Source organism: Actinosynnema sp. NPDC037264, from assembly GCF_055603705.1.
This window is the reverse complement of sequence record NZ_JBVJVK010000088.1, coordinates 17,312-30,799: the sequence shown is the minus strand read 5'-3', so window position 1 is coordinate 30,799 and position 13,488 is coordinate 17,312. Positions and strand designations below refer to the sequence as shown.

The following is a 13,488-nucleotide window of genomic DNA, read 5'->3' as shown; positions in this document are numbered from 1 at the left end:
ACTAATCGGCGTACCCGTACAATTCCCCCACGTACCCGCGCCCCCTCCTCCACGCCTGCACCGCCCGGCCACGCTACCCCCCCCTCCCCCCCCCCTTCCCCCCCCCCCCCCTCCCCACCCCCCCCCCCCCCCCCGCCCCCCCCCCCCCCGAGCCGGTCGGGATCACCCTCGCTGCCGCCTGGCCCGACCGGGCACCACGGTGATCTTCGACGGCGGCGAGGAGATCGCGTCGGACACGCTCGTGATCTTCTCGGGGTTGAGCAGCCACAGCAGGTGGTCGATGCCCTCGGTCGTCGCGCCGACCGCGACCACGCCGAACTCCGCGCCGTTGCGCAGCAGCACGGCGCAGGGCTGCCCGTTCGCGCTCACCCACCGCACGTCGACGTCGTTCCAGAACCAGGAGGAGAACGAGCCGAGGTACCGCTGCACGGCGGGCACGCCCACGATCGGCTTGCGCGCGACGCCCAGCCTGCCGTTGCCGTCGGACAGGCTGGTCACGTCCGGCGCGAAGAGCCGTTCCAGCGACGCCATGTCGCCGGCGCGGGCAGCCGCGATGAAGGCGGCCAGCAGCTCCCGCTGCGCGTCGGGGGTCACCTGCCTGCGCCGTTCGCCGGCCATGTGCTTGCGCGCCCGGCTGACCAGCTGGCGCACCGCGGGCTCGGTCGACTGGAGGATGTCGGCGACCTCGGCGTAGGCGTAGCCGAAGGCTTCCCGCAGCACGTACGCGGCGCGTTCGTTGGGGGTGAGCTTCTCCATCAGCATCAGGGCCGCGAGCTCCAGGGCCTCACCGCGCTCGGCGCCCAGGTACGGGTCGGCGCTCGTGTCGACCGGCTCGGGCAGCCACGGCCCGACGTACGTCTCGCGCCGCACCCTCGCCGACTGCAGCGCGTTGATGGCGAGCCTGGTCGTCGTGGTCGCCAGGAACGCCTCCGGGTTGACCACCTGGCTGCGGTCGTACAGCTGCCACCGCACCCAGACGTCCTGCACCAGGTCCTCGGCCTCGGCGACGCTGCCGAGCATGCGGTAGGCGATCCCGAACAGGCGCGGCCGCAGGCTCGTGAAGATCGCCGCGGCCCGTGCCAGGTCGTCCGAGTCCCCTGGTCCGGCAGTCGCGCTGGAATCCGTCAACCGTCGCCTCCGTGCCCGTTCGTGCCGATCTCGGCGGTGCCGAAGGTACCCCGTCGCACCGACGGCCGTTCTCCGTCACAACCGGGCGACCCATCCGGTCTCAGGGGGTGACCTGAGAGAACGGGGGACAGCATGAGAACCGTCGACCTCCGCGTCCGGATGCGCGCACGCCCGATCGAGGAGTCCCATCGCGTCGCCACCCGGCTGGAGCTGTTGTTCGACCTGACGTTCGTGGTCGCGGTGGCCGGTGCCGTCGGCCAGTTCGCGCACGCGATCGAGGGCGGTCACGCGTCGTCCGGTGTGGTGGCGTTCCTCCAGGTCTTCTTCGCGATCTGGTGGGCGTGGATGAACTTCACCTGGTTCGCCTCGCCGTACGACACCGACGACGTCGGCTACCGGTTGATGACCATGCTCCAGATGGCGGGCGTGCTCGTGCTGGCCGCCGGCGTGCCGGCCGCCGCCGAGGGCGATCTGCGCACGGTGACGCTCGGTTACCTGGTCATGCGGCTGGCGCTCGTCGCGCAGTGGGTGCGGGTGGCGGTCGAGGACCCGGAGAGCAGGCGCACGGCCCTGCGGTACGCCGCGGGCATCACGGTCGCGCAGGCCGGTTGGCTGCTGCGGCTCGTGGCGGCGGAGTCCGGCGCGCTCGCCGGCGGTTGGTCGCTGCCCGCGTTCGTCGTGCTGGCGCTGGTCGAGCTGGCCGTGCCGCCGTGGGCGGAGCGGGGGCGGCGGACGACCTGGCACCCCCACCACATCGCCGAGCGGTACGGCCTGTTCACGATCATCCTGCTCGGAGAGGGCGTGTTCGCCGCGTCGACCGGTGTCGACGCGGCGGTGCGCGAGGGTTGGACGTGGTCGCTGACCGCGGTCGCGGGGTCCGGGCTGGTGCTGGTGTTCGCGCTGTGGTGGCTGTACTCGCTGGAACCCGCGGGCGACGCGCTGGCCGCGGTGAGGCGTCGGTCGTACCTGTGGGGTTACGGCCACTTCGGGCTGTTCGCCGCCCTGGCGGCCCTCGGCGCCGGCCTGGAGGTCGCCGTGGTGCGGACCGCGCACCGCGGCGAGGTCTCGGAGGTGGCCGCCGGCTGGGCGGTGGCCGTGCCGGTCGCCGCTTTCCTGGTGCTGCTGTGGGCGGTGCACGCCCCGTTCATCCGGAGGTCGTTCATCCGGAGGTCGTTCATCCGGCACGCGCGCCTGCTGATCGGCGCCGCGGCCGTCGCGGTGTCGCCGTCGACGGTGCCGGTCGTGGGGCTGCCCGGCACCGTGACGCTGATCGCCGCCGTGTGCGTCGCCGTCACCGCGTCGACCGTGGTGCACCACCAGCTGAACGCTTAGCGCTCGTTCCCGGCACCTGGTCGACCGGCGCACACCGCCTTGCCCCTTGCCCGTCGAGTGGCGTCATGCGGTTGCGGCTCGACGGGGACCCGCCCGGGTGATCCGGAGCGCGCCGGCTGTCACAACCGGGAAGGCTGTCCGGTCTTGCTTGCGACAGAGGTGCCCGGACCGGCCGGGCGCCCCGGCCCGAAAGGCTCGTCATGAAGATCGTCGTCATCGGTGGTACCGGTCTGATCGGCGCCAAGCTCGTGCGCAGGCTGGGCGAGCACGGTCACGAGGCGGTGCCCGCGTCGCCCGACTCGGGCGTCGACACGCTGACCGGCGTGGGCCTGGACGAGGTGCTGGCAGGCGCCCAGGTCGTGATCGACGTCTCCAACTCGCCGTCGTTCGCGGACGAGGCCGTGATGCACTTCTTCCGCACCTCCACCACCAACCTGCTCGCCGCCGAGGAGAAGGCGGGCGTCGGCCACCACGTGGCGCTGTCGGTGGTGGGCACCGAACGGCTCACCGACAGCGGTTACATGCGGGCGAAGGTCGCGCAGGAGCAGCTGATCAAGGACTCGGGGCAGCCCTACTCGCTCGTGCACGCGACCCAGTTCTTCGAGTTCGTGCGGAGCATCGCCCAGGCGGCGACGGACGGCGACACCGTGCGCCTGTCCGACGCCCTGATCCAGCCGATGGCCGGCGACGACGTGGCGAGCGCGGTCGGGCGCACCGCCGTGGGCGTGCCGCTCAACGGCATGATCGAGGTGGCCGGCCCCGAGCAGTTCGGCCTCGACGAACTGATCCGCAAGGGCCTCGAGTTCCAGGGCGACCCGCGTGAGGTCGTGACCGACCGGAGCGCCCGCTACTTCGGCGCCGAACTGGCCAAGGACTCACTGCTCCCGGGCCCCGACGCACAACTGTCCACCACCCGATTCGACGACTGGCTGCCGCTGAACCCGCCGCCACCGGCGAAGTAATCACGCCTGACATCCACCGACCGCGTCCAACCGAACCACCCGGACGCGGTCGGTGCGCTCGGGCGAACGACCAACCACAGCACCGTCGACGCCACCTCCTGGTCAGGTTCCCCCACCGCAGTCGCCGAACCGTGGCTACCTGCGGCGCGCATCGTGCCGCAGCCGATTTACGTGCAACTGTCACTATGGTGACGCACGGTCAGGCAGGAGGAGCAAGTGGACCTGGTCATCGACCCACCGCGGGGGGTGGGGCCGTTGAGAATCGGTATGCCGTTCGACGAGGCGGTCGAACTGCTGCATTCTTTCGACGGGTATCGCACCCCGAGCCCGGGGCGCGACAGCCTGCCCGGATTCGCCCACTACGAGTCCGAGCTCACCATCTCGCTCAGCCCTGATCGGGAGCGGCGGGTGAAAGCCATCGAGCTCTACCGGCCCGAGCGCGACGTCACTATCAGGTTCGGGGACATCGCAATATTCGACACCCCGGCCGACGAAGTCATCCAGAGGCTTTCGGGCGTCACGCGCTTGGAGGTCGAGGACGAGGGGCTTCACGTCGTTGCGCCGGACCTGCTTCTCGCCCTGGGCCGACCGTTCCGGTCGGACAGCGCCGACGAGCCTGAAGGCTGGTATTTCGAGTCGGTGCTGGTCGCTGCTCCAGGTTACTACGACCGGTAAGTGATCAATTGCCGGTACGATGATCATGGTCATCGCCGTCGAGGTGTAAACCGGTGGTCGCCTGCAGAGCGTGGGGTACTGCGGTTGCTGGTGGCGGCCAGACGTTGCCGTGCCAGGGGTCGACTTCTAGGGGATCGATGTGAGCAGGCAGCACCTCCGGATCAACCGATTCGGCTTCGCCGAGTACGGGGACACGGTTGATCTCTCCCATAGGTTGGACGTTTCCGAGGTAATGGAGACTCTGGATTCCATCGTGGATCTGGTCTTCTCGGAGGAATCTGGATTGTTCGAGTCACTGACGGGCGCCGCGCAAGCGGACTTCGCGGTTCCCTTGGGGATGTGCTCGAAGATGTTGTCCGCGGGTGATTACTCGACAGTTGAGTTGATCTCTGCGGCCTGTGCTGTACGTTACTGCGCCGAGGCGCACCTGTCCGAGTTTCCGGGAGATCTCGTGCAGTTGCTGTCCCGGCTACCTCGTTGAGTGGTCTTGACCACAGGTTGGCAGACTCGTCGAGTGTCTTCCGTTTCCACGGCGCGCCGAACACCTGGACGGGCCTTGGCGCCGGCGGAACCGTGGCCGAGGGCGCGGGCGGCTCCGGTACCCGGTTGGTCTGCCACGGCTTCAAGTGCGGCATCGGCACCGCATCCCGCCTCGTCGGCGAGCACACTGTCGGCGTGCTGGTCCAGGCCAACCACGGTCGCCGCCGGGTCGATCATCGTGGTCGCCGCCACCGACCGGCCCCTGCTGCCGCACCAGTGCGACCCCTTGGCGCAACGGGCGGTGCTGGGCATCGGCCGGACCGGCGACCCGACGAGAGACGACCTCGTGATCGCGTTCAGCACTGGCAACCGCCTCGACTCCACGGGAGAGGACGACCACCGGGCCAAGCTGCGGATCTTTTGGAGACCTTCACCGGCAAGGTAACGGGAAGGCTTCCTTGATCCTCAACGGGTCGTTCAACACTCATCATGTAACGGGGTGATGGGTCGTGTTGCGAGTGTTGGGAGAGGTGTCCGCGGACGTTGGCGGGCAGGCGGTGGACCTCGGGCACCCCAAGCAGCGGTGCGTGCTGGCGGTACTGGTGGTGGAGGCCGGACGGGTCGTGCCGGTGGACCGCCTGGTGGACCGGGTGTGGGGCGCGGACGGCCCTCGGCGGGGGCGGGAGACGCTGCACAGCTACCTCTCGCGACTGCGGCGAGCGCTGGCCGACGTCCTTGGGTTGGCGATCGTGCGCCGGTCGGGCGGATACCTGCTGAGCACCGAAGCCGAATCCGTGGTGGACCTGCACCTGTTCCGCGGGTTGTGCGTCCGGGCTCGGGGGTGCGACGACGACCGCGCCGCGCGGCTGCTGACCGAGGCGCTGGCGTTGTGGCGTGGCGAGGCGTTGACCGGCCTGGACGGCGACTGGGCCGAGGCGGAACGCGACCGGCTCGGGCGGGAGCGGTTGGCGGCCCTCCACGACCTGGTGGATGTCCGGCTGCGGTTGGGGCAGGGCGCGGAGCTCGTGGCCGAGTTGTCCGCACGGGCCCGCGAACACCCGCTCGACGAGCGCGTAGCGGGCCAGTTCATGACCGCCCTGTGCCAGGTCGGGCGCGCAGCGGACGCCCTGGACCACTTCCGGGACCTGCGGCTGCGCCTCGTCGAAGACCTGGGCGCCGAGCCCGGTGAGGCGTTGCGCGAGGTGCACCGCCGGGTGCTGGCCGGCGACCCGGTGTCGACCCGGCGAGTGGAGGTGTCCGGGGTGCCCCGCCAGTTGCCCGCCGCGCCTCGGGCGTTCGTCGGCCGTCGGGGCGAACTCGACCGGCTCGACGCCGTCCTGCCCGACCCGGCGCTGTGGACGCTGGCCGGGGCCGGTGGCGTCGGCAAGACGTGGCTGGCGCTGCACTGGTCGCACCGCCGGCTCGATCGGTTCCCCGACGGGCAGTTGTTCGCCGACCTGCACGGGTTCAGCCCGGACGGCCGCGCCCCGGACGCGAGCGGGACGTTGCGCGGGTTCCTCCTCGCCCTCGGCCTGGAGCCGAGCCGGGTGCCCGCCGACGCCGGCACGCGGGCGGCGCTGTACCGCAGCATGGTCGCGGGCCGGCGGATGCTGGTCGTGCTGGACAACGCCGCGACCACCGACCAGGTACTGCCGCTGCTGCCCGGTGGCTCCTCGTGCACGGTGCTGGTCACCAGCCGCCGGCGGTTGAGCGGCCTGATCACCCGTCAGGGAGCGCGACACCTCGACCTGGACGTCCTCTCCGACGCCGATGCCCGCGAGCTCCTCCTGCACCGCCTCGGCCCCGCGCGACTGGCCGCCGAGCCCGACGCCGTGGCCGACCTGCTCGCCGGGTGCCGCGGGTTCCCCCTGGCACTGGCCATCGTCGCCGGGCGCGCCCACGCCGATCCCGACCTGCCGCTGGCTACGCTCGCCGCCGAACTGAGCGACCACGGCGTGGCGGCGTTGGCCGATGAGGACCCGCAGGCCAACCTGCCGGTGGTCCTCGCGGCGTCGCACCGGGCGTTGACCGACCGGCAACGCGAGGTGTTCGCCCTGGTCGGGATCGCGCCTGGCGTCGACGTCACCGCGCCGGCCGTCGCCGCTCTCGCCGGGTTGCCCGACATTGAGGCGGTGCACGTGCTGCGCGGTCTGCGGGAGTCCTCGTTGTTGACCGAAGCACGCCGCCGGTACGCGATGCACGACCTGATCCGCGACTTCGCGGTCGCCGCCGCCCACCGCGACCTGTTGGAGGATGGGCGGTCCGCCGCGCTGCGGCGCTTGCTCGACTTCCACCTGCACACCGCGCACGCGGCCGACCGCGTCCTGGACCCCGACCGCGCGTTGCTGGCACCACCGGACCCCGCGCCGGGCGTCCGGCCACAGGTACCGGCCGACACGGCGTCCGCGCTGGCGTGGCTGGACGCCGAGCACGCCAACCTGCTCGCCGCGCAGCGCACCGCGGTCGCGCACGGGTGGCACGCCACCGTTTGGCACCTGGCGTGGGCGTTGCACACCTACCAGCAGCGGCGTGGTCACCGGCACGAGGTCGTGCGGATGTGGCGGGCGGCGGTGGAGGCGACCACCCACCTGCCCGACCCGACGACGCGGATCCGCGCGTTGCGGCACCTGGGCGTGTCCTGCTCCCGGCTCGACCTGCACGACGAGGCCCATGACGCGCTCGAACGGGCGCTGGCCCTGGCCGAGCGGCACGACCTGCCCACCGACCGGGCGCACACCCACTACAACATCGCCCTGATCCGCGGTCACCTCTCCGACCACCGGCAGGCGCTGCACCACGCCGAGCGGTCCCTGGCCCTCTACCGCGAGGTGGAGATGCCGACGCGGGAAGCCCTCGCGCTCAACCTGATGGCCTGGCACACCGCCCACCTGGGTGACCACGACGCGGCCCGCGTCCACTGCCGGGCGGCGATCGCGCTGCACCGCGAGCACGACGACACCACGGCGGAGGCTGACGCGCTGGACACGCTCGGGCATATCGACCACCTCGCCGGTCGCCATGAAGACGCCGTCGAGCACTACGAGCGGGCGCTCGACCTGTACGTCGACCTGGGCGACCTCTACCTGGCCGCGAACACGGCGGACCACCTGGGCCACCCCCTGACCGCCCTCGGCCGCCACGACGCGGCCCGCGAGTCGTGGCGACGAGCCCTCGACCTGTACCGGGACCAGGGCCGGGACCGCGAGGCGCACGACCTGGAGCAGCGGTTGCGCGCCTTGGACAACTCCTAGCGCCGGTCATCGCACCCCAGCCACCGCCGCACCTCCACTTGCCGGTTGACCTGCGGACTTCAGGGCGTTCGCAAGGTTTCCGCAGTTCCGGACTTGCACAGTGACGCCGCCAAGACCGGCTGGGGAGGGGTTGCCCTTCCCGCAACAGAGGGGAACTACAAGAGCGACATGGTGAAGATCACGAAGCTTCTGGGCGCGGCGTTGGCGACCGCGGGCGTCGTCATCGCGACAGCTCTCGCGCCCTCGGCGCAGGCGGCGACGGTGGGCACCTTGGCGGCGCCCAACTGCCAGTGGGGGTCGTCGTACGGAGTCGTCGTCACGAAGGGGGACGTGCGCACGTACACCGGTGACGTCAAGGTGGGGGAGATCCAGGTCTGCCGTGACAGCTCGTACAACTACTGGGGCTTCATCCTGTTCAGCAACGCGATGACCGCCAGCCAGTGGGGCCAGGCGACGCTGTACCGGTACCGCGACGGCGTCTACGACGGCACCGTCAACTGCGACAGCCCCAACGGCAATGACCACGTCGGCCCCGGCCAGAAGCGGTGCTGGACGCCGAAGCTCTCCGGCGTCAGCGGCCGGTACACCTTCGACGCCGCGGGTGAGTTCAACAGCAGCAGCAGCGGTCCCCTCGGGGACGGCTACACCACGCGCACCCGTTGAGTCGGTCCGGGCCCGGTCGACGAGGCCGGGCCCGGCACGGCCCAGGGACGGCTCAGCAGCCGGACGGGCACCGGTGACGAACGCGTCGACGTCTTCCCTCCGGGGCGACGAGCCGGCCACAATCATCGGATGTTTTCCCGCACCTGCGGGCGACGGTCGCCGGCCTGCGAGCACTACCGTCCGAGCGTGCCATTGCCATTGATCTTGCCTGGCACGTTTTCAAGCTCGCGCAGGTCAAGGCCGATCGTTCCTCGCGGACAAAGCGAGTTCCGACGTGTTCACCCGCGTTCCCTGCGCCGCCTGCTCGTCCTTTGATCTTGAGCGGCCCGACTTGATCCGAAGGAAGCAGGTCGGGATGTGGGTCAGGTGGTGAGCAGTGGCGCGGTGGCTTGTGCTGCTTTGGTCAGGATGCCGGTGGAGTCGGCTTCTTTGGGGCCATAGAAGGTAAACCTGGTGAGGATGTCGGCTTTGCTCATGACGAGTTGGCAGATGCGCATGAGTTGGTAGGTGTAGCAGACGCCGAACTGGGCGTCGACGCCGAGCGGGGGCAGGGTGAGTTCGCGTTCGGGGGTGTAGGGGCCTTCGTCGCCGAACATGAACGGTTGGCATTGCAGGGATTTGCGGGCGTGTTCGACGGTTTCGGCGGCGGCGGCGATGCGGCGGTAGGACACGCGGGACTGTTCGACGTAGGAGAACGCTGGCTTGTTGAGCCACGAAGTGGACAGTCGCGTCGCGGACATGGCGCCGTCGGTGGGCAGTTCGGTCGGGCAGAGCATGACCCGGTAGTTCTTCTGCACGGAGGAGTCATCGCGGGTGTAGCCGAGCGGGACGAGTACGTCGTCGGGCGCTTCGACCTTCATGAGTCTCGACTCGATGAGGGCCGGGTCGGGTGCGGCGGGTGTGCTGCTGGTGGTCGTGGTGGTTGGTGTGGTGCTCGACGGTGGTGCGGCCACGGGTGCGGTTGAGCACCCGGCCAGCAGGACAGTCGCGAGGATGATCCCCCCAATTCGCATGAGCGGGGACGGCAACAGCAACGCGCAGTGACGATCGGTGCTGGTGGGAGGCACCATTCGAGTGAGGCGCTGATCACGGGATCGATCGGCGGTCATTGAGCCGTTCGGCCGCTGTGCCGGGGTTGGTTGAACCGTCATGATTCCTCCTCGGGTCGGGGGACTCAGCACGAATCGCGTGATCTGCGCGAGCCGGGGGGCATCTTTCAGTGGGTTCGCGCATGCATGCGCGGGGTTCGACCCTGCGCGCTTTCGCTGTGGCGCTCGTCGCCGCTGTCGTGGCCGGTGTGGTGGCGGTGCCGCCGGGGGCGGTGGCGCAACCGCAGACCGAGGTGCCGAAGTCGGCGCCCGATGAGGCGACAGCTGCCCGTTACGCGGCGCAGAGCGGTGAGTCGGTGGTCGTGGAGTCGGCGACCACGGAGACCGACGAGGTGCGGGCGAACCCGGACGGCACGATGACGTTCACGCAGCACGTGCAGCCGGTGCGGGTGCGGCGTGGTGACGGGTGGGTGCCGGTCGACTTGACGTTGGAGCGCAAGCCGGACGGTTCGTTCGCGCCGAAGGCGTCCACGGTGGAGGTCGCGTTCTCCCCAGGCGGCACCGCCGTGGATTTGCCGCTGGCGACGGTCGCGCAGGGCGGCCATGAGGTCGGCCTGCGGTGGAACGGCGAGTTGCCCGAGCCGGTCGTGGACGGCGCGACGCTGACCTACCCGAACGTGCTGCCTGACGTTGATCTGCGGGTCGAGGCCCATCTTGAGGGTTTCAGCGAGCTGTTGGTGATCAAGACGCCGGAGGCGGCGCGGAACCCGGCTCTGGACACCGTCACGTTCCCGACCCACGCCGAGGGCGTTCGGGTCGAGCACGGTTCGGCGGACGGCGGGGGCGACCTGGTGGTCAAGGACGTAGCGGGTAAGCCGGTGTTCGTCGGTGACGCCTCGCAGATGTGGGACTCGTCGGGAACGGAACCCCGCGATCGCGAAGGTGAGCCGGTGCCCGGCGACCGACAGGCCGCGATGGAGGTCGAGGTCACCCAGGAGGCCGTGGCCATCACGCCCGACCAGGCGTTCCTCGACGATCCGGCGACCACCTACCCCGTGGCGCTCGACCCCAAGTACTACTGCGGCAACTGCGGCAAGGTGCATCACGCCGTGGTGCAGGAGGAGTGGCCGGACGCCAGGAACTTCGACGTCACCGGCGGCAACCTGAGCGATCTGAAGACCGGCTTCCTCAACGCCAACGCCCTGGGCAATGGCGCCAGATACGACGCGAGGTCCCGGTCCTACCTGCAGATGAACACCGAGCCGCTCATCGGCAAGTACATCCACGAGGCCGTTTTGCGCACGAAGGTGATCAACACCTACTCGTGCGCGCCTACGGCGACCGAGTTGCGACTGGCCGGGTGGATCGACGCCAACACGACGTGGAACAACCAGACCAGCTGGGGTGAGCACCAGTCGAGTACTGAGGTGCGCAACAACCCGGGGCACTGCCCGACCGATGGCGGTGCGGACTTCGAGGTGATCAAAGCCATCCGGGCCGCGGCGTCGGGCTCCTGGGTCTGGACGACGTTCGTGCTCAAGGCAGTGAACGAGAACGACCTCGACAGGTCCTGGCGTCGGTTCGACCTCAACCCGTACCTGGAGGTCAGGTACAACAGCTACCCGAACACGCCGACCGACATGGGCATGGAGGGGTCGACGCCGGACCATGCGTTGCCGTGTCGTACGGGTGCCGATCGGCCGGCGGTGTTCACCAAGACTCCCCGTCTGCGCGCGCGGGTGAGCGACCCGGACAACAGCAGGGTGTACGGCGAGTACCGGCTGTTCACCGGGGTCGGGTCGGGCGCGTCGTGGGATGGGCGGTTGTTCGGCGGCACGGAGGTCGGCTCGGGTGCCTACAGCGAGTGGACGGTGCCTTCCGGCCTGGTCAACAAAGAAGGCCTGTACACGTGGCAGGTGGTGAGCCATGACGGTGAGCTGACCAGTCCGCTGTCGAGCCCTTGCGAGTTCGAAGTGGACACCACGGCGCCGAACACGCCGGCGGTCTCCTCCGTCGACTATCCGGCTTCGGGCTTCAACCACGGCAGTGTGGGCAGGACCGGCACGTTCACGTTCAGGCCTGTCCTTCCGACAGGCGGGCGGATGGACATCCGCAAGTACGGGTGGTCGTTGAACAACGACACGGCGACGACGAACATCGTGGAGGTCACGTCGGTTGACGGGTCGGTGACGGTGCCGATCACGCCCACTTTGGTCGGTACGAACGTGTTGCATGTGCGTGCGTTCGACCGGGCGAACAACCCGTCGGTGCCGAATGCGACGTACACGTTCCACGTTGCCGCGAAGGCCCAGCCGAAGGCCGTGTGGGCGTTCGACGAGACGTCGGGCACGGTCGCCGCGGACAGCAGTGGCGGCAACCGTCCGCTCACGGTGTCCGGCGCCGCCTCGTTCACTCCGGGTTACGACGGCAACGCGTTGACGCTCAACGGTGGTTTCGCCGCGTCGGCATCGAAGGTGGTGGACACGTCGAGGGCGTTCTCCGTGGCCGCGTGGGCGAAGCTGGACCGCAAGGACTCCTACGCCACGTTGGTCAGCCAGGACGGGAACCGGGTCAGTGCGTTCTACCTGCAGTACGCCGTCAACGCGGATCGGTGGGCGATCACCACGCCGAGCAACGACGCCGACTCTCGGGTGTCGTACGTGAGGGTGACGTCGACGGCTTCACCTCAACTCGGTGTGTGGACGCACTTGCTCGCCACCTACGAGCCCAACAGCAAGGCGTTGACGTTGTACGTGGACGGGAAGGCGCAGGGCACGGCGACGGCGGTGTTGTGGGAGGCCGGTGGCAGCCTCGTGGTCGGTCGGGCCAGGTCCGGTGGTGAGCCGTCGAACCACTTCCCGGGTGCGATTGACGCCGTGCGGGTGTGGGACCGGGTGCTGAGCGCCGAGGACGCGGCGCAGGACGCCAACGTGGCGGTGTGGCGGGCGCGGCTGGCGCTGGACGAGCGGACGGGGGCCACGACGGTGGAGTCGGTGTCCGGTCAGCAGGCGGCCCTCTCGGGTGGGGTGACGTGGGCGGGCACGCCGGTGGACCCGGACGACCCGGACCGGCCGCGCGTGGGCGAGGACGAGTGGCTCGACTTCGACGGCACGGGCACGGGCCAGGTCGCTGCGTCGCGGCCGGTGAACCTGCGCACGGACCGTTCGTTCACGGTGTCGGCGTGGGTGCGCCTGGACAGCGACAACCTGGCGCGCACGGCGGTGAGCCTGGGTGATTCGCAGTACTCGCCGTTCATGCTCCAGTACCGGCCGGCGAGCCGGCAGTGGGCCTTCATGATGACCCGTGGTCCGGCGACCTCGTCGTGGTGGATCGCGTTGTCGGACACGTCGATCGTCGGCACCGGCCAGTGGGTGCACCTGACCGGCACCTACGACGCGGTGAGCGGCCGGATCGCGTTGTACGTCAATGGGAACAGGCAGACCGTCAACTTCGTCGGGACGACCGACGGCAGTGGCGTCAAGGGCTGGAACGGCTCGGGGCCGCTCTGGGTCGGCCGCGGTCTGTGGGCTTCGCAGAAGGCGGACGCGTGGCACGGCGGTGTGGACGACGCCCGCGTGTACTCCGGTGTGCTCACGAGCGAGCAGATCGGTGTCCTTTACTCGTCCACCAGGCATTTCTGAGCCACCGGTTCGATCCGACGACGTCACGAGAGGCCCTGTTGTGAGTGCTGCCGTGCGGAAGCTGGCCAGGAAGGCCGTCGCGTTCGGTGTCGTGCTGGTGTTGACCGCCTCGACCGGACATGCCGTGGCGATGGCCGCCGAGCAGGCGTGGAGGGTGTCGCTCCAGTTCGAGCGATCCGTCCCGACCAGAGCGGTCGCGGTCCAAGCCGTGCCGGACGACCCGGCGAAAGACGATGTGGTGACCGCGCCGGCGCAGGCTTCCTGGCCCGCTGCCACGACGGCCGAGGTGGACTTCGCGAGCGAGGGC

The 13,488-nt window shown here is 69.9% G+C and carries 10 protein-coding genes and 1 pseudogene; 8 read left to right on the top strand and 3 right to left on the bottom strand.

Annotated features, from left to right (window positions below; genetic code table 11):
• Positions 1 to 162 precede the first annotated feature (162 nt).
• Complete coding sequence (sigJ, locus tag ACZ7GX_RS42735; protein ID WP_498786089.1) at positions 163 to 1,128, bottom strand: RNA polymerase sigma factor SigJ; 966 nt, start codon at positions 1,126 to 1,128, stop codon at positions 163 to 165.
• 132 nt (positions 1,129 to 1,260) lie between these two features.
• Between sigJ and ACZ7GX_RS42730 the strand changes: the two genes are divergently transcribed.
• The 3 genes from ACZ7GX_RS42730 to ACZ7GX_RS42720 all read left to right on the top strand — a co-directional run bounded on the left by ACZ7GX_RS42730 (position 1,261) and on the right by ACZ7GX_RS42720 (position 4,097).
• Positions 1,261 to 2,460: a low temperature requirement protein A gene (locus ACZ7GX_RS42730; protein WP_498786087.1), complete on the top strand. Its 1,200-nt coding sequence runs from the start codon at positions 1,261 to 1,263 to the stop codon at positions 2,458 to 2,460.
• A 200-nt stretch (positions 2,461 to 2,660) separates the two neighbouring features.
• The gene (locus ACZ7GX_RS42725; RefSeq protein WP_498786085.1) at positions 2,661 to 3,422 is read left to right on the top strand and encodes an SDR family oxidoreductase; all 762 of its coding nucleotides are present in this window, start codon (positions 2,661 to 2,663) and stop codon (positions 3,420 to 3,422) included.
• 216 nt (positions 3,423 to 3,638) lie between these two features.
• The gene (locus ACZ7GX_RS42720; protein WP_498786083.1) at positions 3,639 to 4,097 is read left to right on the top strand and encodes a hypothetical protein; all 459 of its coding nucleotides are present in this window, start codon (positions 3,639 to 3,641) and stop codon (positions 4,095 to 4,097) included.
• A 4-nt stretch (positions 4,098 to 4,101) separates the two neighbouring features.
• Here ACZ7GX_RS42720 and ACZ7GX_RS42715 read toward each other — a convergent pair whose 3' ends face one another.
• Positions 4,102 to 4,308, bottom strand: coding sequence for a hypothetical protein (locus tag ACZ7GX_RS42715; RefSeq protein WP_498786081.1), 207 nt, complete (start codon positions 4,306 to 4,308; stop codon positions 4,102 to 4,104).
• 42 nt (positions 4,309 to 4,350) lie between these two features.
• On the opposite strand from ACZ7GX_RS42715, the gene ACZ7GX_RS42710 reads away from it, so the two are divergent.
• The 4 genes and pseudogenes from ACZ7GX_RS42710 to ACZ7GX_RS42695 all read left to right on the top strand — a co-directional run bounded on the left by ACZ7GX_RS42710 (position 4,351) and on the right by ACZ7GX_RS42695 (position 8,491).
• A complete protein-coding gene (locus ACZ7GX_RS42710) occupies positions 4,351 to 4,578 on the top strand; it encodes a hypothetical protein (RefSeq protein WP_498786079.1) in 228 nt (75 codons plus the stop codon).
• 92 nt (positions 4,579 to 4,670) lie between these two features.
• Positions 4,671 to 5,022 (top strand): annotated as a pseudogene (locus tag ACZ7GX_RS42705) (P1 family peptidase).
• An 85-nt stretch (positions 5,023 to 5,107) separates the two neighbouring features.
• Positions 5,108 to 7,828: an AfsR/SARP family transcriptional regulator gene (locus ACZ7GX_RS42700; RefSeq protein WP_498786077.1), complete on the top strand. Its 2,721-nt coding sequence runs from the start codon at positions 5,108 to 5,110 to the stop codon at positions 7,826 to 7,828.
• A 168-nt stretch (positions 7,829 to 7,996) separates the two neighbouring features.
• Positions 7,997 to 8,491 (top strand): hypothetical protein, encoded by a 495-nt coding sequence (locus ACZ7GX_RS42695; RefSeq protein WP_498786075.1) that lies wholly within the window; start codon positions 7,997 to 7,999, stop codon positions 8,489 to 8,491.
• 362 nt (positions 8,492 to 8,853) lie between these two features.
• Here ACZ7GX_RS42695 and ACZ7GX_RS42690 read toward each other — a convergent pair whose 3' ends face one another.
• Positions 8,854 to 9,642 (bottom strand): hypothetical protein, encoded by a 789-nt coding sequence (locus ACZ7GX_RS42690; protein ID WP_498786073.1) that lies wholly within the window; start codon positions 9,640 to 9,642, stop codon positions 8,854 to 8,856.
• Positions 9,643 to 9,758: 116 nt separating this feature from the next.
• Between ACZ7GX_RS42690 and ACZ7GX_RS42685 the strand changes: the two genes are divergently transcribed.
• Entirely contained in the window at positions 9,759 to 13,181 is a 3,423-nt protein-coding gene (locus tag ACZ7GX_RS42685; protein WP_498786071.1) for a LamG-like jellyroll fold domain-containing protein, read from the top strand.
• The last annotated feature ends 307 nt before the right edge of the window (positions 13,182 to 13,488 follow it).